The organism is Microbacterium sp. Clip185, from assembly GCF_028743715.1.
GTDB lineage: Bacteria > Actinomycetota > Actinomycetes > Actinomycetales > Microbacteriaceae > Microbacterium.
This window is the reverse complement of record NZ_CP117996.1, coordinates 1546486-1571252: the sequence shown is the minus strand read 5'-3', so window position 1 is coordinate 1571252 and position 24767 is coordinate 1546486. Positions and strand designations below refer to the sequence as shown.

Sequence of the window (24767 nt, the reverse complement as noted above, 5' to 3'; positions counted from 1 at the left end):
CCGGCGAGCGGACGCAGGTTCAGACGCCGGAGGGTACCTCGGCGGCTGCACGCGATGCGCGGATGGGGTGCCCCTGCGTCGTCAGACAGCGCCCGCTCGCGAGGTCCCACTTCCAGTCGTGCAGGCTGCAGGTGAGCACGCCGTCCTCGATCTTGCCCGTCTTGGTGAGGTCCGCGCGCAGGTGCGGGCAGCGACGCTGCACCACCCAGTCGCCGAGCTGGGCATCCTCGGTCTGGTCGGACTGCTCGGCGTACCAGTTCTCGACGTACTCGATGCGATCGCGTGAGAGGCACTTCAGGAATGTGGTCAGGAACTCGTTGAACTTGCCACTTCGTCCGACCTCGAACTGCATCGACAGGAAGATCGAGTTCGACCAGTCGATCTCGTGGTCGGCGATGTTCGTGGACACGAGGTCGGCCGGAATCGTGTACCAGTAGACGCACTCCTCCCCCGCGTACTCGCGCACCTTCGCCTTCGGGAAGTCGACCACCATGTCGAGCTCACCGATGCGGAACCGGACATTGCCCCCGACGCCGTTGCGGATCGTCCGGGCGCGGCGCAGCAGCGGCTCCCACCACTCCTTGATGGCGGCGAGCATCTCGGCGGGCGGCAGCACCTCGGCCCGTCTCGCCTCCTCGTCGCGCACCTCCTGCTGGCGGCTGTCGCGCTGCTCGGCGAGGTAGGCCCACTTGTCGGCGAAGATGCGCTCGATCTCGGCTTCGGTGTACAGGGTCTGCGTGATCTCGATCGCGCCGTGATCCAGGTCTACCTGTGTGCCGGGCACGAACAGATAGCCCTTCTGCTCGGGACGAACCTCGGCCATGTGGGCCAGGAACTCGCTCTGGTCGGTGAAGATCGAGTCGTTCTCGAGACCGAGGCCGTTGTAGCGGAACAGCTCCTCGCGCAGGAACATCGGCGGGCCCGCCATCGGGAAGACGTGCTCGGCGTCGACCTTCTCGATGTAGTACATCGCGCGCTTGTTCTGCGCGTCGCGCTTGAGCTGCGCGAAGTTCTGCTTCGACTCCTGAGGAAGGTCGTAGACCATCGGCCACCAGATCGCTCCGGAGACCTGCGTGAAGTAGGCGTCCGGCTTGGAGAACGAGAGCAGCTTCTCGAGATCGAGAGGATGCGAGTCATTCTGGTTCAGGACAGAGGCCGTCCCGTCGTCGACACTCAGCGACGAGTCGCCGATGGGTCCGTCGCTGGGGGCGCGCAACGGCGTCACCATGACGGAGAGCTCGCCGAACTGCAGCGGAACGCCGGCCTGGGTGTAGATGATGTTCTCGTAGCCCAGCTCCCGCAGATCCTTCTCGAGATCGTCCGTCGGGTACTCCGGCAGGAGCACGGGGATGTCCGCGCGCACGTACCGCCGAAGCAGCCGCGGGTCGAAGTGATCACGATGGCGATGCGAGATGTAGAGGAAGTCCGCCTGTCCGAAGCGCTCCCAGTCGAGCCCGCGGTTGTCGGGGAACGGGAACCACGATCCGAAGAACGAGGGGCCGATGACGGGGTCGCAGAGGATGCTGCCGCCCGCCGTCTCGATGAACATGCCCGCGTGGCCGAGACCCGTGATGCGCATAGAAGAGTCCTTTCCGCAGTCGAGTCTAGGCAGCCGCGGCTGTGTGTCCTGTCCGCACCGCCGACTCTCCCCGCACGGGTCAGGACGGCGCCAGTCCCAGTCGCGGATACAGCCGCGAGAAGCCCTCGGCCAGCCCGCCCTCGAGGGCGTCGATCACGTGCCCGGCACCCGGCACGATGTAGCTCTGCGCATCCCAGCCGGCCGCAACCGCCGCGGCTGCCCCTGCCTGCGCCTGGGCGACGTAGTCCGGGTCGTTCTCGCCCGCGGTGAACAGCGCCCACTCGTTCGGATACGCCACGGTGCCTGACGCGAGGATGCTCATCGGCTGCGCGGCTTTGTACGCCTGCGCAGACCCACCGTAGACATCGGCGATCGTCTCGTCTGGGTGTTCCGACCCCGGCACGATCTCGCCGCTGATGGAGAGGAGGTTGCCCCAGATGTCCGGATGCTCGGCCGCGTAGGTGAAGGCGCAACCGCCGCCGTTGGAGTAGCCCGCGATGACCCAGTCCTGTGCGCGGGGAATCACGGGCAGCGTCCGGGCGAAGTCGACGACGTCCTGCGTGACGTAGGTCTCGACGTTCCCGTACATCGCCGAGTCCGCGCACGCAGGATCGCGGGTGGGGTCCCCCAGCTGGTCCACGACGAGCACGTAGGGCGCGAGCCCCTTGTTCTTCGCCGCTGCCGCGTCGAGGGTCGCAGCGATGTACTGGGGGTCGGGATCCCCGGGCTGTCCCATCATCATGATGACCAGCGGCAGAAGCGGGGGGTTGGCGGTGAGGCCTGCGGGCGGGATGTAGAGCCCCGCCTGTCTCGCCGAGAAGCCGGACTTCGTCGCCGGGATCGATACGGTCCCCTGCGTCCCCTTGGCCGGCATGTCGGACGGTGGCTGCCAGCTCTGGGATAGCGGCACGGAGGGATCCCACGCTCCCGGCGACGCCGTGGGGATCGCGATCGGCTTGTCGATCTGGATGTGCAGGAAGTTGGCGAGCGTGGCGTTCAGCCCGAAATGGGCGTTGATCCCGAGAGTCGTCGTGACGAGGAACAGGACGGCGGCGGTCGACGCGATCACGCGCCGCCACCACCGTGCACCCCACAGGTTCCGGATCGCGACAGCCGTCGCCCCGAGCCCCGCGGCCGCCCAGGCCTTCACTTGCCACGGCAACGCGATGCCGAACGCGCCCGTCGCATCTGCCACCAGCGCGACCGCAAGCGCCAGCACGGCACCGATGGCGAACGCGAGTCCCGCCTGAAGCGGCCAACGTCTGCGGCGGGGACGCCACAGGAGGTATCCGAGAGCCACGAGGCTCGTCACGCAGAACACGCCGATGAGCACGGGGCTGACGATCCTGATCTCCAGCAGCGACGTCATGCCCAGCCCCTTCCGCGCCTGGCGTCGATGCTAGGCGTTCGCCCGCGCTCCGCGCGTCAGGCCGAGCGCGCGATCCGCGCGAGCACGCCGTGGACGAACGACCCGGCCTCGTCCGTCGAGTACTCCTTGGCGAGCTCGACGGCCTCATCGATGGCGACAGCGACGGGAACCTCGTCGTTGAAGACGGCCTCCCAGACGCCGATGCGCAGGACGGCGCGGTCGACCGCAGGCATCCGCTCGATCTTCCAGTCGCGCGCGTGCGTCATGATCTGCTCGTCGATCTCGTCACGGTGGTCGATGACGCCGTCGACGATGTCACGCGCGTACAGCCAGGAGCTCTGCCGATCAGGCTCCCCCGCCGCACGGGAGGCCTCCGCGGCAAGGATGGATGCGGGGTCTTCGCCGCGGACGTCGGCCTGGAAAAGGATGTCGAGGGCGCGCTTGCGCGCCTTGCTACGAGCGCTCACCCGTCAGCTGACGCGGCCGAGGTAGTCGCCCGTGCGCGTGTCGACCTTGACCTTCGTGCCCGTCTCGACGAACAGCGGCACCTGGATCTCGTGGCCGGTCTCGACCGTGGCAGGCTTTGTTCCGGCAGACGAGCGGTCACCCTGCAGGCCCGGCTCGGTGTAGGTGATCTCGAGGACGACGGATGCCGGGAGCTCGATGTAGAGCGGGTTGCCGTCGTGCAGCGCGATCTGGACCTGCTGGTTCTCGAGCAGGTAGTTCGCTGCATCTCCGACGGTCGCCGCTCCCACCGTGATCTGGTCGTAGTCGGCGACATCCATGAAGACGAAGCCCTCACCGTCGTTGTAGAGGTAGGTGAAGTCACGGCGGTCGACGTTCTGGATGTCGACCTTGGCGCCGGCGTTGAACGTCTTGTCGACGACCTTGCCGGTCATAACGCTCTTCAGCTTGGTGCGGACGAACGCGCCGCCCTTGCCGGGCTTGACGTGCTGGAACTCCACGACGTTCCACAGCTGCCCGTCGATGCTGAGGACGACGCCGTTCTTGATGTCTGCGGTAGATGCCATGGAGGTGGAGGTTCCGTTCGTCGTGAGATCTGCGGGCGCGTGGTGATGACCGATGGCCCAGCGACTTATCTTACGGGATCGTCGCCGGCCCTGCCGGGCACGAGCGGTGCGACGGCAGGACCGGCGGCGGCGTCATGCGTACCGATAGAACCCTTCACCCGTCGCCACGCCCAGCTTGCCCTGGTCGATGTAGTTCTCCTTCAACCATGCGGCCAGCTCCTGATCCCCGGTGCTCGAGTGCGTGAGGATGTTGTACGGCGTGTTCAGGCCGATGACGTCCAGCATCTGAAGCGGGCCCATCGGGGCTCCCGTGGCGATGCGCCAGGTCTTGTCGATGTCGGCGACCGAGGCGTATCCCCCCGCAGCCAGGCCCATGCCGGCGTTGAGCAGCGGCACCAGGAGCGAGTTGAGCACGTAGCCCGCCTTCTCCTTTCGGATGGCGATGGGCACCATGCCGATGGACTCGGCGAAGCGCATCACCGCGTCGAACGCCTCGGGAGCCGTGCGCTCGGTTCCCATGACCTCGCCGGTATTGAACTTCCACACGCGGTTCGCGAAGTGGAGCGCGAGGAAGCGGTCGGGGCGACCGGTGAACTCGACGATGTCCGAGGGCAGGAGCGTGGACGAGTTGGTCGCGAAGATCGTGTTCTCGCTCGCGAGTCCCGCCAGCTCCGAGTACACCTGGCGCTTCAGATCGAGCACCTCCGGGACGGCCTCGATGACGAGGTCGGTCCGCGCCGCCTCGGCCAGGCTCGTGGTCAGCGTCAGACGCGCCAGCGCATCCTCCACACGCGTCCCGTCGGCGGCGCCGGGCACTTCGGCCCGATAAGTGGCGGCGAGACGCTCGAACCGCTCGCGCGCAGCGGCGAGAGCAGCGTCGCTGATGTCGTACGCGACGACGGGGAAGCCGCTGTACGCGCTCTGAAAGGCGATCTGCGATCCCAGAACACCTGTTCCGAGAACCGCGACGGTCGTGATGTCGGTCATGATCTCTTCTTCCTGACGGGGGTGGCCCGTCGCTCATCTCGCGGTCGGGTCGGCCGCTGTCTCACCAGCGCCGGCACGGTAGCCGGCGACGATCTGCGCGATCTGCCTGGGCAGGTCGGAGGTGTCGAAGCCCTCTTCGCCCCGCGGGCGGACGAGAACGATGTGTGCGCAGGCGAAGATGGCGCGAGCCGCGCTGCGAGCTGCGGCGCTCGTATGGCCGCCAGTCAGGATCCGGGCGATGCCGTCCTCCAGCTCGTCGACCACCGCCAGCCCCTCGGCGCGGTGCGGATCGTCCGCATCGCCGAACATGAGCTCGCGCTGGTACACGGCCGCGTCCGAGGCACGCTGCGCCGCCGTGTCGAAGAGGGGGGTGAGCGCGGCGTGGACCGCCTCGGCCGCGTCCGGAACCGCTCGGGCCGCCTCCAACCCGCGGCGAACCGCGCGGCGCACATCCTCGTTGCGAACCATCAGGAGGAGTTCCGCCTTCGTCGCCGCGTAACGGAAAACCGTGCCCACGGCGACATCCGCACGATCCGCCACCTGCTGCGTGGTGACCCGCGCATAGCCGAACTCGTCGAACAGATCGCGCGCGGCGGCGGAGATCCGCTCCCGCTTCAGCTGCTTCCCGCGCTCCCGGCGCCCTGCATCGTTCGACACGAATGAGTCAACTCAAAAATGAGTGAACTCATTCCCGACGCGCCGGAATGAGTTCTCAGCCGTCGGCCTGGCCGGCGATCACGCGGATGAGCCGGTCCACCGCCGCGGCGTAGCCGTGGACGCCCTCGCCGATGACGTGAACGATCGCGACATCCCGGACGTACGAGTGGTGACGGAACTCCTCGCGAGACATGACGTCGGAGATGTGGACTTCGGCAACGGGGAGCGAGACGCCGCTCAGCGCATCGCGCAGCACCACCGAGGTGTGGGTGAGGCCGCCCGGGTTGATCACGATCCCCGAACAATCCTCCCGTGCGGCGTGGATCGCGTCGATGAGCAAGCCCTCGTGGTTGCTCTGCACGGCGCGCATCTCAAAACCGTGGATCGCGGCGGCCTCCGACGCGATGCGCTCGACATCCGCAAGCGTCGCCGTCCCGTAGATCTCGGGCTCACGCGTTCCGAGCAGATTCAGGTTCGGGCCGTTGACGAGCAGGAGACGACGTGCGGTGGTCACGCTCGCACGCTACCAGGAGCACGTGACCCGCGCGTCGGTCTCAGCCGGCGACCTCCTGGTACGCCGCGAACAGCAGCGACTCGTCGGGAGCCTGGAGGACGGTCGGGCGCGCGATGTCGTCGAGCACGATGAAGCGCAGCATGCCGCCACGGGACTTCTTGTCGCGCTGCATGGTCGCGAGCAGCTGCGGCCAGGCCCCGGCGCGGTAGCTCGTCGGGAGCCCGAGGGACTCGAGGATCTCGCGATGCCGCACCGCGGCGGCATCCGACAGGCGTCCCGCCAGGCGCGACAGCTCGGCGGCATAGACCATGCCGATGGAGATCGCCGCGCCATGACGCCAGCGGTAGCGCTCCGCGTGCTCGATCGCGTGCCCGAGGGTGTGACCGTAGTTGAGGATCTCCCGCAGCCCCGCCTCGCGGAAGTCCTCGCCCACGACCCGCGCCTTCATGTCGATCGCGAGCTCGAGACAGCGTCGGAAGGACGCGGATGAGGGGTCCACGATCGACTGCGGCTCCGCTTCGATGCGGTCCAGGATCTCGGGAGCCCAGATGAAGCCCGCCTTGACGACCTCGGCGAAGCCCGCCGTCGCCTCGTTCTGCGACAGGCCGTCGAGCATCGAGAGGTCGCAGACGACGGCCCGCGGCGCCCAGAAGGCGCCCACGAGGTTCTTGCCCTCAGCGGTGTTGATTCCTGTCTTGCCACCGACGGCCGCGTCGACCATACCCAGGACGGTCGTCGGAACCTGGACGACCTGGATGCCCCGCAGCCAGGTGGCCGCGACGAAGCCCGCCAGATCCGTCACCGCTCCCCCACCGAATCCGACGACCGCATCCGTCCGGGTGAAATCCGCCTGACCCATCACCTGCCAGCAGAACGCGGCGACCTCGACGCGCTTGCCCTGCTCCGCATCCGGGATCTCCGCCAGCAGGACCTCGCGGGTGCCGTCGGTCATCAGACGCTCCCGCAGCGTCGCCGCCGCCGCCGCCAGAGTGGGCGGGTGGACGACGAGGACCTTGCGCACGGACGCAGCCAGAGCCGCGCCCACCCGATCCAGGATGTCACGGCCGAGGTGGATGGTGTACCCGTCGTCGCCGGGAACGGTGATCTCTGTCGTCTCGGTCATTGGTGTCCCTTCGGTGCGGCCGTGCGCGCCCAGGCCACGATCTGGTCGACGACGTCGGACAACGGCCCGTGCGAGGTGTCGAACGTCGCGTCGGCGACTTCTGCGTACAGCGGCATCCGCTCCTCGAGGATGCGGTGCCAGCGCGCGACGGGATCCTCGCTCTCGTCGGCGAGCAGCGGCCGGTGCCCGCCTCCGATCCGACCGGCCACGATCGCCGGCGAAACCGTCAAGAGCGCGACGCGATGGCCCCGCAGATCGGCGCGCGTATCCGGGTCGAGGATGGATCCGCCGCCGAGCGACACCACGCCACGGCTCGCCAACGCGTGCACGACGGCCTCACGCTCGAGTTCCCGGAAGCGGGCCTCGCCGTGCGTCGCGAAGATGTCCGAGATCGCGCCGTGCTCGCGCACCACCGAGGCGTCGGTGTCGACGAACCCGACTTCCAGCGCCTTCGCGACGCGCTTGCCGATGCTGGTCTTGCCGGCTCCCATGGGCCCGACGAGCACGATCGCCGAATCGGCGGACGCGATCATCGATCGAGATCGGGATCGCTGGCGTCCGCCGTGCGCAGGGTGTCCGGGATCGCCGCCAGATACGTCTGCAGGTTGCGACGGGTCTCGACGATGTTGTCGCCGCCGAACTTCTCCAGTACCACATCCGCGAGCACGATGGCGACCATGGCCTCGGCGACGACGCCCGCGGCAGGCACGGCGCAGACGTCCGAACGCTGATGGTGGGCAGAAGCGGTCTCGCCCGTGGCGACATCGATCGTTCGCAGTGCGTGCGGAACCGTCGCGATCGGCTTCATCCCCGCCCGCACGCGCAGGACCGTACCGGTGGACATACCGCCCTCGGTGCCCCCCGCGCGGTCGGTGCCGCGCGTGATGCCGCCATCCGTCGCGAACAACTCGTCATGCGCCGCCGAGCCGCGCCGACGGGTGGTCTCGAAGCCGTCGCCGACTTCCACGCCCTTGATGGCCTGAATGCTCATGAGCGCCTGCGCCAGCTTGGCGTCGAGACGCCGATCCCACTGGACGTGCGAGCCCAGCCCCGGCGGTACGCCGTACGCGAGGACCTCGACGATGCCGCCGAGGGTGTCACCGTCCTTCTTCGCGGCGTCGACCTCGGCGATCATCGCCTCTGACGTCGTCGGATCGAAACAGCGCAGCGGATCCGCATCCAGCGCGTCGACATCGTCCGGCATCGGAAGCGCCGCACCCTCGGGCACGCGCACCGGTCCGATCGAGAGCGTGTGGCTCACGAGGCGGATGCCGAGCTCGCCGAGGAAGGACCGGGCGATGGCGCCCAGGGCGACGCGCGCGGCGGTCTCGCGGGCGCTGGCGCGCTCGAGGATGGGGCGCGCCTCGTCGAACCCGTACTTCTGCATCCCGACGAGGTCGGCGTGACCGGGTCGAGGACGCGTCAGAGCAGCCCCGCGGCCACGCGAACGGTCGGTGAGCTCCACCGGATCAGGGCTCATGACCTCGACCCACTTGGGCCACTCGGTATTGCCCACGCGAAGCGCGATCGGGCTGCCGATGGAGTATCCGTGCACCACGCCCGAGGAGATCGAGAGTTCGTCCTCCTCGAACTTCATCCGCGAGCCGCGGCCGTAGCCCAGCTTGCGGCGGGCGAGGTCGGCCTGGATCGCGTCACGGGCGACGGGCACGCCCGCAGGCAGGCCCTCCATGATGGCGACGAGTTCGGGGCCGTGCGATTCGCCGGCCGTGAGCACGCGGAGCATTCGTCTATTCTCCCACGAGCGCCCGGCGCATTGCGGCCAGTACCCGGGCTTCGTCGTGGAGCGGCTCGTCCTGCGCCCCGCCCACGAACACGCGCACCTGGCGCAGCGCCTGGTGGAGCAGCATCGGAAGCCCTGACACCGCGGTGAGGCCGCGCTCCGACCATGCCGTCGACAGGGGTGTCGGCCACGTGCCGTAGACGACGTCCATGAAGGCGCCGCCCGAATCGGCCAGGGACGAGACGACCGCGCTCGAGAGGGCCGCGTCGCCGGGAAGGGTCGCCACGGTCACATCGACCGGGCCATGCGGCCCGTCCAGGGGCCGCGCGGAGACACGCATCCCCATCGCAGTGCCGCGGCTTACGAGTTCGTTCGCCGCATCCGGACGACGCGCCACGATCTCGACGGAGGCGATTCCCATCTCCGACAGCGCGACCAGAGCGGATGTCGCGGTGGCTCCGGCTCCCAGGATGCGGGCCGACCGCACCGCACCGACGCCGGCCTCACCGAGCGCGGCCACGATTCCCCCCACGTCCGTGTTGTACCCACGAGGGCCGCGATCATCGAGCAGGAGCGTGTTCACGGCGCCGGTCGCCCGCGCCCTCGCGTCGACCTCCACGGCCGCCCGGAAACCCGCCGACTTGAGGGGCATCGTGAGCGAGAGACCGCGCCAGGACGAGTCCAGCGACGAGAGCGCCGCTCCGAACCCTGCTTCGTCGACGCGTCGCCGGTCGTAGGTCCACGCCACGCCGAGCACCTCGTACGCCGCCGCGTGCAGCAGCGGCGAACGGCTGTGGGAGATGGGATCGCCCCACACGGCGAGACGTGAGCCGCTCAGCATCCCGAGTCCGGGTGCTCGCTGCACCACTGCTGGAACTGCTTCACGTACTTCTGGTGCTCGGCGTACGTCGTCGTGAACACCGTCTCCCCGGTGTCCAGATTGACCGTCACGAAGTAGAGCCACGGCCCATCGGCCGGGTGCATCGCTGCGTCGATGGCCACATCGCCCGGGTTCGAGATCGGTCCGACCGGCAGTCCCGGATGCACGTAGGTGTTCCACGGGTTGTCGTCGTGCTGCGCCTGTTCCGAAGTGCTCACGGAGCCGGCGTGGAGTTCGCCGTAACCGTACTGCGCGGTCGAGTCCATCTGCAGCAGGCCGAAGGTCTCCTGGTTGGACGGGTCGAGTCGGTTGAGGATGACGCGCGACACCTTCTGCATGTCGGCCTCGTACCGCGCCTCACGCTGGATGATCGAAGCGATCGTCAGGATGCGCTCCCGCTGGTCGGCCGGGACACCGGCCGCATCGAGGGACTGGATGGTACGGTCCACCATCATCTGGATGATCGCCGTCGCACTGGTGCCGGGCTCGATCGTGTACGTCGCGGGAAAGAGCCACCCCTCCAGGCTCGAGGCCGAGACGCCGTAGGCAGAGGGATCGGCGACGGCTGCCGTGAGATCGTCGAGCGACACGCCCGCGCCGTCGGCGATCCGCTGCAGCGACACATCCACGGTCAGCCCCTCGGGGAGCACGACGCGCCCCTCCATCCGGTTGGCCGGGTCCCCCAGCGCCTCCAACGCAGCCGCCGAGGTCATCTCCTGCTGCAGCTTGTACGTACCGGGCTGGAACGTGAAGGCGATGTTGTTGTCGATCATGTAGCTGTAGAGCGAGTTCGCCGTGCGCGTCACACCCGCGTCGAACATCTTCTGTGAGACCTGGGGTCCCGCGTCGCCGCTGGCGACCGTGATGGTCGCCTCTCCGTGTGCTTGACCGGCCTCGAACTCGGTGGGCTCCTCCCAACCGAGCACGGCACGGATCTTGTCCTCGTAGGTGTTCCACACCCAGAGTCCACCCGCGGCGACACCACCCACCAGCACGACCACGATCGCGAGGGCGATCCAGCCGCCCTTTCGGCGACGGCGCTTGTCCGGCGGGGGCGGCGGCGCGCCGAGGACGTCGGTCGTCGCCTCACCCGTGAAGAGGTCGTCCAGCGAAGGGCGCGCCGCGGCGGCCGGCGCGGGCTCAGCGGGCGTCCGGAAGATCGGCTCGGACGCCGCGGGAGCCGGCTGGTCGGAGGCGGCGGGCGGCGTGCTCGCGCGCTCGCGTTCAGCGGCTTCGCGCGCCTCGCGGCGGGAAGAGGGAGTGTCGGACATCAGTCGGTCTCCTGGTCCGGGTCGACGGGAGTGCCGGGCGCCCGCCCTGTCTGCTTCTCGACATCGAGCGCGTTCTGCAACAGGATCACGGCGGCGACCTGGTCCACTATCCCACGCGATGAGCGCTGGGAACGTCCTGAACGCCGCAGCGCCGCATGCGCCGACACCGTGCTCAGCCGCTCGTCGACCAGTCGCACGGGCAGCGACCCCGAGGTCGCGAGGGCCCGCGCGAAATCACGGGCGTCCTGCGTCGACGCCGTCTCGTTGCCGTTCAGGCTGATCGGCAGCCCGACGTAGAGCGCGGTGGCGTTCTCCTCCTGGGCGATGGCGAGCACGCGCTGCGGCGAGTCCTCCGCTCTCGCGACGGTCTCCACCGGTGTCGCGAGCATCCCGTCGGGATCGCAGCGCGCGACGCCGACCCGGGCCTTCCCGACGTCGATGCCGAGCCTGACGCCCCTGCGGAAATCGCTCACGCCGACGCGGTCTCCAGCGATCGGACGATCCCGTCGAGCGCGTCGGGCAGTGCAGCCGCATCCGAACCGCCGCCCTGCGCCACGTCATCGCGACCGCCGCCGCCGCCGCCGAGCACGCCCGCGGCGCCCTTGGCGAGAGCCCCGGCCTTGACGCCCGCACGCCGTGCCGCCTCATTGGTCGCGACGATGACGATCGGTCGGCCGCCTGCGGTGGCACCCAGCGCGACGACACTCGCGTCCTCGCCGAGACGATCACGCACCGCCAGGGCGACCGTCCGAAGGTCGTCGGCAGATCCGACAGCGCCGATCGAGGCGACGACGGCGCCGAGCTTCCCGACGCGACGCACCTGTTCGGCAAGCTCCGGGGCACGCTGCGCGAGAGCCTGCGCCTCGAATGCCGCGATCTTCTTCTCCGCGGCCTTCAGGCTCGCAGCGAGATCGGCGATCCTGGCGGGGATCTGCTCACGCGGGACCTTGAGGTCCGACGTCAGCTGCGAGACGATCGCCCGCTCGGCGGCGAGATCGCGGAACGCGTCGAGTCCGACGAGTGCCTCCACTCGGCGGGCGGTCGCACCCACCGAGGACTCGCCGACGAGGTTGATGAGTCCGATCTCCGCACTGGAGGACACGTGCGTACCGGCGCACAGCTCACGCGACCACGGCCCCCCGATGTCGACCATGCGCACGGTGGTGCCGTACTTCTCACCGAACAGCGCCATCGCGCCCAGTTCCTTGGCCTCGTCCAGAGGCAGCACGCGGGTCGTCACCTCGAGGTTGTCGCGAACGGCGTTGTTGGCGATCTCCTCGATCTCGCTGCGCGTCGCGGGCGACAGCGCCTGACTCCAGTTGAAGTCGAAGCGCATGTACCCCGCACGGTTCAGCGATCCCGCCTGCGTGGCGGAACTTCCGAGGGTGTCGCGCAGCGCGGCGTGCACGAGGTGGGTCGCGGAGTGCGCCTGCCGCGCGGCGCGGCGGTTCGCCGCATCCACGACGGTCGTGGCGGCGTCACCGACGCCGACCTCGCCCGTGAGCACCTCGACGGTGTGGCTGATGAGTCCCGGCACCGGCTTCTGCACATCCAGCACGTCGAGTTCGAAACCCGAACCGACGATGGTGCCCTTGTCGGCGACCTGGCCGCCGGACTCGGCATACAGTGCCGTCGCCGGCAGGATCACTTCGACGACCTGCCCCTGACGCGCCCGGTCGACCGAGACGCCGTCGAGCAGGATGCCCAGCACGCGCGACTCGGTCGCCAAGTCCGTGTAGCCGGTGAAGACCGTCTCGCCCTGTGCACGGAAGTCGCGGTAGACGCTGTGGTCGGCGAGCTGGCGACGACGGCTCTTGGCATCGGCCTTGGCGCGCGTGCGCTGTTCCTGCATCAGGGTGTCGAAGGCCGCACGGTCGACGCTGAGACCGGCCTCCTCCGCGACCTCGAGCGTGAGATCGATCGGGAAGCCGTACGTGTCGTGCAGCAGGAACGCCTGGTCACCGGAGATCGACGAACCACCGGTCTTCTTCGTCTCGGCGATCGAGAGATCGAGGATCGAAGAACCGGACGCGAGCGTGCGCAGGAACGTCTCCTCCTCCGCGAAGGCGTATTGAGAGATGCGGCCCCAGTCCTCGGCCACGACCGGGTACGAGGCGGCCATGGCGTCGCGCGACGCGGCGAACAGTTCCGGGAAGGTCGCGCCGTCGACGCCGAGCAGCCGCATCGCGCGGATGGAGCGGCGCATGAGACGACGAAGGATGTAGCCCCGCCCCTCGTTCGACGGGGTGACGCCGTCGGAGAGCAGCATGAGAGAGGAGCGCACATGATCCGCGATGACGCGGTAGCGCACATCGTCCTCGTGTTCCTTGCCGTACGGACGGCCCGAGAGCTCGACGGCCCGGTCGAGCACGGGGCGCACCTGATCGGTCTCGTACATGTTGTCGACGCCCTGCTTGATGAAAGCGACGCGCTCGAGTCCCATGCCGGTGTCGATGTTCTTGTTCGGCAGCTCGCCCACGATGTCGAAGTCGATCTTCGAGCGCACATTCGTGATCGCGTACTGCATGAACACGAGGTTCCAGATCTCCGTGAACCGTGAATCGTCGACGGCGGGGCCGCCGTCGCGTCCGTAGGCCGGACCCCGGTCGAAGTAGATCTCCGAGCACGGACCCGCAGGCCCCGGCTGCCCCGTCGACCAGTAGTTGTCCTCGCGTCCGAGTCGCTGGATGCGGTGCTCCGGCAGCCCCGCGATGCGGCGCCACAGGTCGGCGGCCTCGTCGTCGGTCTCGTACACCGTGACCCAGAGGTCCTTCTCCTGGAAACCGAGGCCGCCGTCGGCCTCTGAGCGCGTCAGGAGATCCCAGGCATACGTGATGGCGCCTTCTTTGAAGTAGTCGCCGAACGACCAGTTGCCCAGCATCTGGAAGAAGGTGCCGTGCCGCGCCGTGTGACCGACTTCCTCGATGTCGTTGGTCCGGATGCACTTCTGCACGTCGGCGGCGCGCGGGAACGGCGGGGGGACGGTGCCGTTCAGAAACGGCACGAACGGCACCATGCCGGCGACCGTGAACAGCAGCGTGGGGTCATCGCTGACCAGAGAGGCGGAGGGGACGATCGTGTGGTCGTTCTTCTCGAAGTAGTCGAGGTAACGCTGGGCGATCTCTGCGGTCTTCATGCGGTGTCTTCCTCGGGCAGGACAGGAGGGCCGCCGGAGCGGCCGTTCGGAGCTCGCGTGCGGTCAGCTGTTCTCGGCGGCGGAGCCTGCGGCGTCGGGCGAGGTTTCGAACCGGGCCTGCTGCTCGCGGTAGGCGTCTTGGATGCGGTCGGTGAACTCCGTGATGCGGGCGTCGATCTCGGCGAGGACCTCGTGGCCGCGCGGATCCTTGTTGACGAGGTGTGCGAGGACGAATCCGGCCGTCGTTCCGACCGCGAACCAGAGAAGACTTCTCACCGTGACCACTTTCTCATCGTGTCCGCGTCTGTCGCGAGCACAATCCATCGTAGGCGAGAACCACGCCCACCGACGGGAGAACGGCGAAGGGCGCCGGGAAGACCCGACGCCCTTCGTGCGCGAACGACTCAGCGCGCGGCGTAGTACTCGACGACCAGCTGCACGTCACAGGTCACGGGGACCTCAGCGCGCTTCGGGCGACGAACCAGGCGGGCCTGGAGCTTGTCGAGCTCGACCTCGAGGTAGCCGGGGACGTTCGGCAGAACCTCGGCGTGACCGCCGGCGGCCGCGACCTGGAACGGCTCGGTGCCCTCGCTGCGGGCCTTGACGTGGATGAGCTGGCCGGGCTTGACGCGGAACGACGGGCGGTCCACGATCTGGCCGTCGACCATGATGTGGCGGTGCACGACGAACTGGCGAGCCTGCGCCGTGGTCCGGGCGAAGCCGGAACGCAGCACGAGGGCGTCGAGACGCATCTCGAGCAGCTCGACGAGGTTCTCACCCGTCAGGCCGTCGGTGCGACGGGCCTCGTTGAACGCGATGCGCAGCTGCTTCTCACGGATGCCGTACTGCTCGCGCAGACGCTGCTTCTCACGAAGGCGAACGGCGTAGTCGCTGTCGGCCTTGCGCTTGGTGCGGCCGTGCTCGCCGGGAGCGTAGGGACGCTTCTCGAGGTAGCGGGCGGCCTTGGGCGTCAGCGCGACGCCGAGCGCGCGCGACAGGCGGACCTTGCGGCGGTCCTGGGACTTCGTGGTCACGAAGGTGTCCTTCCGATGACGTGGCCGCGCCTTTCGCGGCTCACGGGCGTATCACCCGACTTCTCCCGATGACGCGCACGCCGGGGCGCGTCGGACGGTGGTGCAGAAGGAGGGGGATGCCCGAAAACTCGGTTTCGAGCCGATTCATCTTATCAGACGGTCGTCCAGCGCAATTGGGCGCGCGAACACGTCACCCCTCGAGGATCCGGCGGATCTTCTCGACCCGCGCGGCGATGTCGCGCTCGATGCCCCGCTGAGTGGGCTGGTAGTACCGCCGCCCGCGGAGCTCATCGGGGAGATACTGCTGCGTCGCCACCCCCACGTCGAGATCGTGCGGGTAGACGTACCCCTTGCCGTGCCCCAGACGCTTGGCACCCGGATAGTGCGCGTCACGCAGGTGCGTGGGAACCCGCCCGAAGCCGCCGGCCTTCACATCGGCGATCGCGGCGTTGATCGCGTTGTAGGCCGCGTTCGACTTCGCGGTGGTGGCCAGGTACACGGTCGCCTCCGCAAGGGGAATGCGCCCTTCGGGCATTCCGATGAAGGCCACCGCGTCCGCGGCGGCGACCGCGATCTGCAGAGCCTGCGGATCGGCCAGGCCGATGTCCTCAGCAGCGGAGATGACCAGACGCCGAGCGATGAACCGGGGATCCTCCCCCGCCTCGATCATCCGCGCCAGGTAGTGGATCGCGGCATCCGCATCCGATCCGCGGATCGACTTGATGAATGCGCTGATCACGTCGTAGTGCTCATCGCCCTGGCGGTCGTAGCGCAGCAGAGCACGATCGACCGCCTGCGCGATGAGCGCAGCCGTGATGCGCGGCGACTCCTCGCCGTCGGTCATGGCCGCCGCGGCCTCCAGCGCCGTCAATGCACGCCGCGCATCTCCGGAGGCGAGGCGCACGAGCGCGTCCCTCGCCTCGTCGTCGAGGGCGACCCGCCCGCCCAATCCCCGTGGATCACGCACCGCACGATCAACCAGAGCACCCAGGTCATCGTCTCCCAGGGGCTTCAAGGTCAGCAGGAGCGAGCGCGACAACAGCGGCGAAATGACGGAGAACGACGGGTTCTCCGTCGTCGCCGCGATGAGCACGACCCACCCGTTCTCGACACCGGGCAGCAGCGCGTCCTGCTGCGCCTTGGTGAAGCGATGGATCTCGTCCAGGAACAGGATGGTGGACTGCCCGTACAGGTCGCGCTGGTTGAGGGCCTCCTGCATCACCTCCCGCACATCCTTCACTCCCGCAGTGATGGCGGACAGCTCGACGAAACGACGCCCCGACGAGCGGGCGATCGCCTGCGCGAGCGTGGTCTTGCCGGTGCCGGGCGGGCCCCAGAGGATGACCGACACCGCTCCCGATGTCTGCCGATCAGGATCGGCCAGCGCGACCAGCGGAGAGCCGGGCTTGAGCAGGTGCCCCTGGCCCGCGACCTCGGCCAGTGACACCGGGCGCATGCGCACGGCGAGAGGCGTCTGACCCTGGAAGAGGGCGCCGGAGGAGGTCACTCCCCCAGGCTAACGGCCGCCGACGACGCCCGGCTTTGATGGCCGCCGTCGGCGCCGCATAAGATCGGCTGGTCCGGCCGGTGAGGAGGAACCGTGGCATCGGGAAGCAAGCAGCAGCGTGCGGAGCGCGAACGCGCTCGTCTGTATCAGGCGCGCCGCGCCCACCACGACGCGCAGATCCGTCGGCGCCGTCGCGACAACCTCATCGCGGGCATCGGCGGCGGCGTGCTCGTGCTCGCTGTGCTCGGCGGCCAGATCGCGTACTACACGCTCGGGCCCGGCGCGATCTCCCCGACCGTGGAGACGCCCGCCCCGACGCCCTCGGACACCACGCCGCCCGCGACCCCGCTGCCGACACCGGAGCCCACGTCCTGACCTGCACGGCGCTGGACCGGCCGGCGTACTAGGCTGAATCCGATTTCCCCCGCCGACGCGAGACGCTCGAGGTGCCCCGTGACTGCCGCGACAGACCACACCCCTGACCAGCCCGACACCAACGGGTCCGCTGACGAGCCCTGGGGTCGGGTGGATGCCGACGGCACCGTCGCCGTGCGCGAGGGCGAGAGTTGGCGCGTCGTCGGCCAGTATCCCGACGGGACGCCGGAGGAGGCACTCGCGTACTTCGTGCGCAAGTACACCGACCTCGCCAGCGAGGTGACGCTCCTCGAGGTGCGTCATCGCCGTGGCGGCGCATCGGCTTCTGACCTGCGACACACTGCCGACACGCTGCGGGAGAAGGTCACGGACGCCGCGGCCGTCGGCGACCTGGAATCGCTGCGTGCACGGCTCGACGCACTGGTCGCGTCCCTCGCCGAGGCCACGGCGCACGAAGCGGAGGCCGCGAAGGCCGCTGTCGACGAAGCGCTCGCCCAGCGGACCGTGCTCGTCGAGCGCGCCGAGGCGCTCGCTGCTCGCGACCCGAAGTCGCTGCAGTGGAAGCAGGTCACCGCAGAGCTCTCAGAACTGTTCGACCAGTGGCAGAGCCAGCAGCAGAACGGCCCGCGTCTGCCGAAGTCCGCGTCTCAGCAGCTGTGGACGCGTTTCCGTGACGCGCGCAGCACGCTGGAGCGTCACCGTCGTGCCTTCTATGCGGAGCTCGACGAGGTGCACAAGGCCGCCAAGGACCGCAAGACGCGTCTCGTGGAGCGCGCCGAGGCTCTCGCCCCGCGCGGCGAGGACGGCATTCCGGCCTACCGCGACCTCCTCGACGAGTGGAAGGCCGCCGGACGCGCAGGCAAACGCGTCGATGACGCTCTCTGGGCTCGCTTCAAGGCCGCGGGAGACGCGCTCTATGGCGCGCGCCAGGGCCGCGAGGCCGCCGAAGCCGAAGAGTCCAAGGAGCGGATCGTCGCCAAGCAGGCGCTGCTCGAGACGGCGAAGCCCATCGTCGACGAGAAGAACCTGTCCACCGCACGTCAACGCCTCACCGAGGTCCAGCGTCAGTGGGATGAGATCGGCCGCATCTTCCCGCGCGATCGCGAGCGCGCCCTCGACGACGAGCTGCGCAAGATCGAACAGCACGTGCGCGGCCGGGAGGACGCCGAGTGGAAGCGCAACGAGCCGGAGACGACGGCCCGCGCGAACGACATGACCCGCCAGCTGACCGACGCCATCGAGAAGCTCGAGAGCGAACTGGCCGACGCGGAAGCCCGCAAGGACACGAAGGCCGCGAAGACAGCGCGCGAGTCGCTCGAAGCCCGCAAGGCGTGGCTGCGCGCGATCGGCGGCTGATCCCTCCTCCGTGTGATCTCGACGCGCGGGGCCTGTCCACAGATCGGACGGGCCCCGCGCGTTTTCGTATCGGACCGCGGCACACTGAGGCGATGGGCTCCCGTTTCCTCTACTTCCCGAGCGAGCTGCTCAGTCGGGCCGAGCTCACCGCCGCGTGCCTCGACGGGGATCTCGTGGGACTCGGCGAAGGCTTCGTCCCCGCGGACACGATCGAGACAGCCGCACTGAGGGCCGCATCTCTGCGCCCGCTCGTCGGCGACCGGATGGCGGCGACCCACCGCAGCGCGGCCTGGGTTCACGGCTTCATCGACGAGGTGCCCGTGCGTCACGACCTGCAGCGCATCAGCGCGCATCGTCTGCACGAGCCCGTGGACCGCCGCTTCGTCTACCGCGATCCACGCATCCCCGACGAAGATCTGATCCGTCTGGGCGGGGTTCCCGTCACGACGCCCGCTCGCACCGTCGCGGATCTCGCACGGGGCACCGACGAGACGGCGCACTCCTTCCTCAGCCAATGCGCACAGCGCGCGCCACAGGCCGTTCGCGACGCCGTCGTCTGGCTGGAAGCCAGGCGACGCGTACCCCGGCGCCTCGCCGCGCTCGCTCTGCTCGAGGAGCTCGTCAGGACGATGTGACGCGGTAGACGTCGTAGACGGCGTCGATGCGGCGCACCGCATTCAGCACGCGGTCGAGATGTACCGTGTCGCCCATCTCGAACACGAATCGGCTGAGCGCGAGTCGGTCGTTCGAGGTCGACACCGTCGCGGACAGGATGTTGACGTGGTGCTCACTCAGCACCCGCGTCACGTCGCTGAGAAGTCCCGAGCGGTCGAGGGCCTCGACCTGGATCTGCACGAGGAACACGCTCTTCGTGGTCGGGGCCCACTCGACCTCGATCATGCGCTCGGGATCTGCCTCGAGCGCTTTGACGTTGGTGCAGTCGGCGCGGTGCACCGAGACACCGCTCCCTCGGGTGACGAAGCCGACGATCTCGTCACCCGGGACGGGCGTGCAGCACTTGGCCAGTTTGACGAGGATGTCGGGAGCACCACGCACGAGCACGCCGGAATCGCCGTCACGAGGGGCACGACCACGGCCGATGTGCGGGATGTCGATCGGGCCGGTGGAGGTGTCGTTGTCGGCGGCGACCAGCGCCGTCACCTTCTCGATCACCGACTGCGTGGAGACGTGCCCCTCACCGACGGCCGCGTACAGAGCCGACACGTCCTCGTAGCGCAGCTGCTGCGCGACCTGCGTGAAGGAGTCCTGGCTCATCAGACGCTGCAGCGGCAGGTTCTGGCGCCGCATGGCGCGCGCGATGGACTCGCGACCCTGCTCGATGGCCTCTTCGCGGCGCTCCTTGGTGAACCACCCGCGGATCTTGTTGCGCGCGCGCGTGCTCTTGACGAATCCGAGCCAGTCCTGGCTGGGGCCCGCATCCGGGTTCTTGGAGGTGAACACCTCGACGACGTCGCCGGAGTGGAGTTCGGACTCGAGCGGCACGAGCCGGCCGTTGACCTTCGAGCCCATCGTGCGGTGCCCGATCTCGGTGTGCACCGCGTACGCGAAATCGACCGGTGTGGCGCCCGCCGGCAGGCCGATGACGCGGCCCTTGGGGGTGAAGACGTAGACCTCTTTCGCACCGATCTCGAACCGAAGCGAGTCGAGGAACTCCCCCGGGTCAGCCGTCTCCGCCTGCCAGTCGGAGATGTGGGCGAGCCAGGCCATGTCGGCGTCGACGGCCTTCGCGTCGTTCTTGGCGCCCGACATGCGCTCTTTGTACTTCCAGTGCGCCGCAACGCCGAACTCGGCCTGCTGGTGCATCTCGTTCGTGCGGATCTGGATCTCGACCGTTCGCCCGTTGGGGCCGATGACGGTCGTGTGCAGCGATTGGTACAGGTTGAACTTCGGCGTGGCGATGTAGTCCTTGAACCGCCCGGGAAGCGGTGTCCACCGCGCGTGGAGGGCACCCAGGACGGCGTAGCAATCGCGCACGGTCGCCACGATGACCCGGATGCCGATCAGGTCGTAGATGTCGTCGAACTCACGGCCCCGCACGACCATCTTCTGGTAGACCGAGTAGAGCTGCTTGGGTCGTCCCGCCACACGCCCGCGGATACGCAGCTCGCGCAGGTCCTCTTCGACGGCGTTGATGACGTTCTGCAGGTACTGCTCGCGCTGAGGGGTGCGCTGCTTGACGAGACTGTCGATCTCGACGTAGAGCTTCGGATGGAGGACGGCGAACGAGAGGTCTTCGAGTTCGGACTTGATCGCCTGGATGCCCAGTCGGTGCGCCAGAGGCGCGTAGATCTCGAGTGTCTCGGTCGCCTTCTTCGACGCCTTCTCGGGCGGCACGAAACCCCACGTGCGGGCGTTGTGCAGGCGGTCAGCGAGCTTGATGACCAGGACACGGATGTCGCGAGACATCGCCACGATCATCTTGCGGACGGTCTCGGCCTGCGCGCTCTCGCCGTATTTGACCTTGTCGAGCTTCGTGACGCCGTCGACGAGCATCGCGACTTCGTCGCCGAACTCCGCGCTCAGCTCGTCGAGTCGGTACCCCGTGTCCTCGACTGTGTCGTGCAGGAGAGCTGCGGCCACGGCCTTGGGGCCGAGGCCGAGATCGGCCAGGATCTGAGCTACGGCGAGCGGATGCGTGATGTACGGCTCGCCGCTCTGCCGCTTCTGCCCCTCGTGCGCCCGCGCTGCCACGACATAGGCCCGCTCGACGATCGCGAGATCGCCTTTCGGATGGTGGGTGCGGACCGTGCGGACCAGCTTGTCGACGTCGTCGCGGCGCGCAGCCCGCGAGAAGATGCGCGGGATCAGCCGGCGCAGAGAAGAACTCTGGGCGCCCGCGGGAAGCGTCTCGGCCATGCCTCGATCACCACCCTTCGCCCGGTCGGATCATTTTACGCGCGTGTGATCCGATCAGGCTTCGACGACTGCGCGCTCGCGTGCCGATCGCACGCGCGCATCGCTCGCCTTGACCTTCGCTTCTCCCTCGCGGAAGAGGCTGTACAGGGGCGCCGCGAGGAAGAGCGTCGAGTACGCGGCCACGATGGTTCCCACGAAGATCGACAGCGAGATGTCCGTCAGCGTCTGCGCACCGAGCCAGAACGCACCGATGAACAGGATCGCACCGGTCGGCAGGATGGCGACCACGGTCGTGTTGATGGAACGGATGAGGGTCTGGTTCACCGCGAGGTTCACGGACTCGCCGAACGTCCGGGCAGAGATCTCCCCGTCATCCCTCGTGTTCTCTCTGATCTTGTCGAACACGACCGTGATGTCGTAGAGCGAATAGGCGAGGATCGTGAGGAATCCGATGACGGCCGCAGGCGAGATCGCGAAACCGAACACCGCGTAGATGCCGATCGTGACGATGAGCACGTCGACGACGCCGATGATGGCGGCCGCAGACATCTTCCACGTGCGGAAGTAGAGGGCCAGGATCACGAAGGTCAGCGTGAGGAAGATCGCCAGGCCCCACAGGGACTGCCGGGTCACCCCCTCGCCCCAGCTGGGGCCGATGAAGGACGACGTGACATCGGCGGCGGGCACGTTGTACGCCTCCGCGAGCGCCTCGGACACGCGCTGCGTCTCGTCATTGGACATCTGATCGGTCTGCACCCGGACGGAGTCCGAACCGACCGTGGTCACACGGGTCTCGGCGTTCGGAACGACGGACTGCACGGCGCTCGTGGCGATCGCCTGGTCGGGGTTGGACAGCTCGTTGATCGTGAACTGGGATCCGCCCGTGAACTCGATCGAGAACTCGATCGGACGAAACAGCGGCACCAGCGCGGAAGCGATGACGAGCACGGCACCGATCAGGAACCAGAGCCGGCGACGCCCGACGAACGGGAAGGAGGTCTTGCCGGTGTAGAGGTCGTTGCCGACCTGGGACATCGAGCGCATCAGCTGCGACCGCCCTTCGACTGGGACGCGGTTTCGTCCGCGGATGTGGAGCCTGCATCACCCAGCTGCGCAGCGCGCTTGCGCTCGGCGATGGTCTGACGCCGCTCCGCCTCGCCGCGAGAACGGGCGACGCGACCGGTCTGAGCCACGGGAGCGCGGAACTGCGCGCGACCACGGTAGACCGCGCCGAGCGCTGTCGGGTCGAGACCCGAGAGCGGGTGGCCGGAGCCGAAGAACCGGGTGCGGGCAAGGAGCTGCATCACGGGGTGCGTGAACAGGATGAAGATGAGCACGTCGATGACGGTCGTCAGACCCAGCGTGAACGCGAAGCCCTTCACGGTCGCGTCGGCGAGGATGTACAGCACGACGGCGGCGAGCACGTTGATCGACTTGGAGATGTAGATCGTGCGCTTGGCGCGGCTCCACCCGTCCTCGACCGCGGCCGTGATCGACTTCCCGTCGCGGAGCTCGTCTCGGATGCGTTCGAAGTAGATGATGAACGAGTCGGCGGTGAATCCGATCGACACGATGACACCCGCGACGCCGGCCAGCGACAGACGGTAGCCCATGCGCCAGGCGAGGATGCAGAGCGTGATGTAGGTCAGCACGCCCATTACGACGAGCGACGCCATGATCACCGTGCCGAGCGCTCGGTAGACGCTCAGCGAGTAGACCGCGACGAGCGCCAGACCGATGAGGCCGGCGATCAGACCGATCATGAGCTGCTGGGAACCGAGGGTCGCAGAGATCGTGTCGGAGCTCTGGACGGTGAAGCTCAACGGCAGGGCACCGTATTTGAGCTGGTCGGCCAGCGTCTTCGCGCTCTCCTGCGAGAAGGAGCCGGTGATCTGCGGCTTGCCGTCGGTGATGATGCCGTTCATCGAGGGAGCAGAGAGCACCGTTCCGTCGAGCACGAACGCGAACTGGTTCAGCGGGCGCTGCAGCGGGTACAGCCGCTGGCTGATCTCGGTGAACTTCTCGGTGCCCTCGGCGTTGAACACGAGGTTCACCGCCCACTGGCCGTTCGTCTGCACGACGCCGGAGCTCGCGTCGGCGACGTCGTCGCCCTTGATCTCGACCGGGCCGAGGATGTACTTGGCCGTGCCGTCCGTCGAACACGTGATCAGCGGCTGGTCGTCGGGGGCGTTCGCAGGGTCGTTGGTGGGGTTGGCGCAGTCGTACGCCTGGAACTCCGCCTGCAGCTTCGGGGTGACCCAGCTGACGTCGCTGCCGTTCGTGGGCGACGCCGTCGGGGTGGCCTCGAGCGACGGGTCGGGAGTCGGATACGGCGTCGCGGTGCCGTCCTGGCCGATGAAGCTGCCGCTGACCTCGCCCGACTCGATGAGCACGGGCCGCAGCTGCAGCTGTGCCGAGTCCTGGATGCGCTGGCGCGTCTCTTCATCCGCTTCGCCCGGGATCTGCACGACGACGTTGCGTCCGCCTTCGGTCGTGACATCGGCCTCGCCGACACCGGAGGCGTCGACGCGCTGACGGATGATCGTGACCGCCTGCGTCATCTGGTCGCCGCTGGGAGCGGCGCCGTCGGCGGTCTGCGCCGCGAGGATGATCTGCGTGCCGCCCTGTAGGTCGAGGGCGAGCTCGGGAGACCAGGAGCTCGCGGGAGCTCCTGCAGAGGTCTTGAAGACGTAGACGCCCAGGGCGTTCACGCCGAACAACACAGCGGTCACCGCGAGGAGCCCGATGAGGGCGCGCCAGGCGTGACGGACGGGAGTGGATGTCGCCACGGACGATCAGCTTTCTCGTGCAGGAAGGAACGGAGGCGTCAGGCCTCGGGCTTGTCCTTCTTGTCGTTCTCGACCTCGTCGCTGTGCGACGAGTACTTTCGGTCGTCGCTGATCGAGGTGATGTCACCGTCGGCGACGCCGGCGATGTACTCCGCCTCGCTCGCCTCGGCCTCGATGAACTCGTCCTCGGTCACGACGCCCTCGGCGGGATCGACGACGCGCAGGATGGCCTGGCTGTGCACCTTGATCTCGACGCCCGGGGCGATCTCGATGACCGCCGGCTGGTCGAGGTTGTCGGGGTCGAACGCGACGATCGTGCCGTAGAGACCGCCCTGCAACAGCACCTCGGCGCCGGGAACGGTCTGACGGGCCTTCTGCTCCTGCTCGGCCTTGGCCTTCTGCATGCGGCGACGCGAGCTCCAGAACATGAAGATCAGGAGGATCACCAGGAGGACGATCAGGCCGTACTGGGAGAAGAAGGTCGCGAAATCCATGAAGCGGAGGGGCCCTTTCCGGGGCAGCGCGAACCGGGTCCAGCGCT

24 protein-coding genes are annotated in these 24767 nt (G+C 68.3%); 3 read left to right on the top strand and 21 right to left on the bottom strand.

Translation table 11 applies throughout. The annotated features are described in order from the left end of the window. Positions 1 to 19: 19 nt before the first annotated feature. The 17 genes from PQV94_RS07555 to PQV94_RS07475 form a co-directional block, all read right to left on the bottom strand. Entirely contained in the window at positions 20 to 1579 is a 1560-nt protein-coding gene (locus PQV94_RS07555) for a Rieske 2Fe-2S domain-containing protein (RefSeq protein ID WP_274288136.1), read from the bottom strand. 79 nt (positions 1580 to 1658) lie between these two features. Beyond that, positions 1659 to 2948: an alpha/beta hydrolase gene (locus tag PQV94_RS07550; protein ID WP_274288135.1), complete on the bottom strand. Its 1290-nt coding sequence runs from the start codon at positions 2946 to 2948 to the stop codon at positions 1659 to 1661. Positions 2949 to 3004: 56 nt separating this feature from the next. Next, a complete protein-coding gene (gene nusB / locus PQV94_RS07545) occupies positions 3005 to 3415 on the bottom strand; it encodes a transcription antitermination factor NusB (RefSeq protein WP_274288134.1) in 411 nt (136 codons plus the stop codon). A 3-nt stretch (positions 3416 to 3418) separates the two neighbouring features. Further along, complete coding sequence (gene efp / locus PQV94_RS07540) at positions 3419 to 3979, bottom strand: elongation factor P (protein ID WP_137416962.1); 561 nt, start codon at positions 3977 to 3979, stop codon at positions 3419 to 3421. 132 nt (positions 3980 to 4111) lie between these two features. Next, on the bottom strand, positions 4112 to 4966 hold the full coding sequence (locus PQV94_RS07535) for a 3-hydroxyacyl-CoA dehydrogenase (protein WP_274288133.1): 855 nt from the start codon (positions 4964 to 4966) through the stop codon (positions 4112 to 4114). A gap of 33 nt (positions 4967 to 4999) precedes the next feature. Beyond that, positions 5000 to 5623, bottom strand: a complete 624-nt coding sequence (locus tag PQV94_RS07530) for a TetR/AcrR family transcriptional regulator (RefSeq protein WP_274288132.1) — start codon at positions 5621 to 5623, stop codon at positions 5000 to 5002. Positions 5624 to 5678: 55 nt separating this feature from the next. Further along, positions 5679 to 6137 (bottom strand): type II 3-dehydroquinate dehydratase, encoded by a 459-nt coding sequence (locus PQV94_RS07525; RefSeq protein WP_274288131.1) that lies wholly within the window; start codon positions 6135 to 6137, stop codon positions 5679 to 5681. A 40-nt stretch (positions 6138 to 6177) separates the two neighbouring features. After that, the gene (aroB, locus tag PQV94_RS07520; protein ID WP_274288130.1) at positions 6178 to 7260 is read right to left on the bottom strand and encodes a 3-dehydroquinate synthase; all 1083 of its coding nucleotides are present in this window, start codon (positions 7258 to 7260) and stop codon (positions 6178 to 6180) included. Then, on the bottom strand, positions 7257 to 7793 hold the full coding sequence (locus tag PQV94_RS07515) for a shikimate kinase (RefSeq protein WP_274288129.1): 537 nt from the start codon (positions 7791 to 7793) through the stop codon (positions 7257 to 7259). Before PQV94_RS07515 ends, aroB begins: the two co-directional genes overlap by 4 nt. Then, a complete protein-coding gene (aroC, locus tag PQV94_RS07510) occupies positions 7790 to 9004 on the bottom strand; it encodes a chorismate synthase (protein ID WP_274288128.1) in 1215 nt (404 codons plus the stop codon). The genes PQV94_RS07515 and aroC overlap by 4 nt, the downstream gene beginning before the upstream one ends. 4 nt (positions 9005 to 9008) lie before the next feature. After that, positions 9009 to 9869: a shikimate dehydrogenase gene (locus tag PQV94_RS07505; RefSeq protein ID WP_337994374.1), complete on the bottom strand. Its 861-nt coding sequence runs from the start codon at positions 9867 to 9869 to the stop codon at positions 9009 to 9011. Next, complete coding sequence (mltG, locus tag PQV94_RS07500) at positions 9836 to 11152, bottom strand: endolytic transglycosylase MltG (RefSeq protein WP_274288127.1); 1317 nt, start codon at positions 11150 to 11152, stop codon at positions 9836 to 9838. The genes PQV94_RS07505 and mltG overlap by 34 nt, the downstream gene beginning before the upstream one ends. After that, positions 11152 to 11625: a Holliday junction resolvase RuvX gene (gene ruvX / locus PQV94_RS07495; RefSeq protein ID WP_274288126.1), complete on the bottom strand. Its 474-nt coding sequence runs from the start codon at positions 11623 to 11625 to the stop codon at positions 11152 to 11154. Before ruvX ends, mltG begins: the two co-directional genes overlap by 1 nt. Then, entirely contained in the window at positions 11622 to 14288 is a 2667-nt protein-coding gene (gene alaS / locus PQV94_RS07490; RefSeq protein WP_274288125.1) for an alanine--tRNA ligase, read from the bottom strand. Before alaS ends, ruvX begins: the two co-directional genes overlap by 4 nt. 63 nt (positions 14289 to 14351) lie before the next feature. Then, the gene (locus tag PQV94_RS07485) at positions 14352 to 14564 is read right to left on the bottom strand and encodes a hypothetical protein (protein WP_274288124.1); all 213 of its coding nucleotides are present in this window, start codon (positions 14562 to 14564) and stop codon (positions 14352 to 14354) included. Positions 14565 to 14692: 128 nt separating this feature from the next. Beyond that, complete coding sequence (gene rpsD / locus PQV94_RS07480) at positions 14693 to 15322, bottom strand: 30S ribosomal protein S4 (RefSeq protein WP_243227891.1); 630 nt, start codon at positions 15320 to 15322, stop codon at positions 14693 to 14695. A 190-nt stretch (positions 15323 to 15512) separates the two neighbouring features. Then, on the bottom strand, positions 15513 to 16829 hold the full coding sequence (locus PQV94_RS07475; RefSeq protein WP_274288123.1) for a replication-associated recombination protein A: 1317 nt from the start codon (positions 16827 to 16829) through the stop codon (positions 15513 to 15515). A 93-nt stretch (positions 16830 to 16922) separates the two neighbouring features. Between PQV94_RS07475 and PQV94_RS07470 the strand changes: the two genes are divergently transcribed. From PQV94_RS07470 to PQV94_RS07460, 3 genes are all read left to right on the top strand, one after another. Then, positions 16923 to 17204, top strand: coding sequence for a dioxygenase (locus PQV94_RS07470; RefSeq protein WP_274288122.1), 282 nt, complete (start codon positions 16923 to 16925; stop codon positions 17202 to 17204). A 78-nt stretch (positions 17205 to 17282) separates the two neighbouring features. Then, complete coding sequence (locus PQV94_RS07465; RefSeq protein WP_274288121.1) at positions 17283 to 18560, top strand: DUF349 domain-containing protein; 1278 nt, start codon at positions 17283 to 17285, stop codon at positions 18558 to 18560. A gap of 92 nt (positions 18561 to 18652) precedes the next feature. Next, positions 18653 to 19195, top strand: coding sequence for a type IV toxin-antitoxin system AbiEi family antitoxin (locus PQV94_RS07460; protein WP_274288120.1), 543 nt, complete (start codon positions 18653 to 18655; stop codon positions 19193 to 19195). Here the strand turns inward: PQV94_RS07460 and PQV94_RS07455 are convergent. From PQV94_RS07455 to PQV94_RS07440, 4 genes are read right to left on the bottom strand one after another with little or no spacing between them, the layout of a single operon-like run. Then, on the bottom strand, positions 19182 to 21437 hold the full coding sequence (locus PQV94_RS07455; protein WP_274288119.1) for a RelA/SpoT family protein: 2256 nt from the start codon (positions 21435 to 21437) through the stop codon (positions 19182 to 19184). The genes PQV94_RS07460 and PQV94_RS07455 overlap by 14 nt on opposite strands. Positions 21438 to 21491: 54 nt before the next feature. Beyond that, a complete protein-coding gene (gene secF, locus PQV94_RS07450; RefSeq protein WP_274288118.1) occupies positions 21492 to 22481 on the bottom strand; it encodes a protein translocase subunit SecF in 990 nt (329 codons plus the stop codon). Then, complete coding sequence (gene secD / locus PQV94_RS07445; RefSeq protein ID WP_274288117.1) at positions 22481 to 24226, bottom strand: protein translocase subunit SecD; 1746 nt, start codon at positions 24224 to 24226, stop codon at positions 22481 to 22483. Before secD ends, secF begins: the two co-directional genes overlap by 1 nt. Positions 24227 to 24264: 38 nt before the next feature. Beyond that, a complete protein-coding gene (locus tag PQV94_RS07440) occupies positions 24265 to 24720 on the bottom strand; it encodes a preprotein translocase subunit YajC (protein WP_274288116.1) in 456 nt (151 codons plus the stop codon). Positions 24721 to 24767 lie beyond the last annotated feature (47 nt).

What these genes read in the sequence shown, in the direction of transcription:
- PQV94_RS07555 (WP_274288136.1), bottom strand. Translation starts at nt 1,579, where the DNA reads ATGCGCATCACGGGTCTCGGCCACGCGGGCATGTTCATCGAGACGGCG.
- PQV94_RS07550 (WP_274288135.1), bottom strand. Translation starts at nt 2,948, where the DNA reads ATGACGTCGCTGCTGGAGATCAGGATCGTCAGCCCCGTGCTCATCGGC.
- efp (WP_137416962.1), bottom strand. Translation starts at nt 3,979, where the DNA reads ATGGCATCTACCGCAGACATCAAGAACGGCGTCGTCCTCAGCATCGAC.
- PQV94_RS07535 (WP_274288133.1), bottom strand. Translation starts at nt 4,966, where the DNA reads ATGACCGACATCACGACCGTCGCGGTTCTCGGAACAGGTGTTCTGGGA.
- aroB (WP_274288130.1), bottom strand. Translation starts at nt 7,260, where the DNA reads ATGACCGAGACGACAGAGATCACCGTTCCCGGCGACGACGGGTACACC.
- PQV94_RS07515 (WP_274288129.1), bottom strand. Translation starts at nt 7,793, where the DNA reads ATGATCGCGTCCGCCGATTCGGCGATCGTGCTCGTCGGGCCCATGGGA.
- aroC (WP_274288128.1), bottom strand. Translation starts at nt 9,004, where the DNA reads ATGCTCCGCGTGCTCACGGCCGGCGAATCGCACGGCCCCGAACTCGTC.
- mltG (WP_274288127.1), bottom strand. Translation starts at nt 11,152, where the DNA reads ATGTCCGACACTCCCTCTTCCCGCCGCGAGGCGCGCGAAGCCGCTGAA.
- alaS (WP_274288125.1), bottom strand. Translation starts at nt 14,288, where the DNA reads ATGAAGACCGCAGAGATCGCCCAGCGTTACCTCGACTACTTCGAGAAG.
- PQV94_RS07460 (WP_274288120.1), top strand. Translation starts at nt 18,653, where the DNA reads ATGGGCTCCCGTTTCCTCTACTTCCCGAGCGAGCTGCTCAGTCGGGCC.
- PQV94_RS07455 (WP_274288119.1), bottom strand. Translation starts at nt 21,437, where the DNA reads ATGGCCGAGACGCTTCCCGCGGGCGCCCAGAGTTCTTCTCTGCGCCGG.
- secF (WP_274288118.1), bottom strand. Translation starts at nt 22,481, where the DNA reads ATGCGCTCGATGTCCCAGGTCGGCAACGACCTCTACACCGGCAAGACC.
- PQV94_RS07440 (WP_274288116.1), bottom strand. Translation starts at nt 24,720, where the DNA reads ATGGATTTCGCGACCTTCTTCTCCCAGTACGGCCTGATCGTCCTCCTG.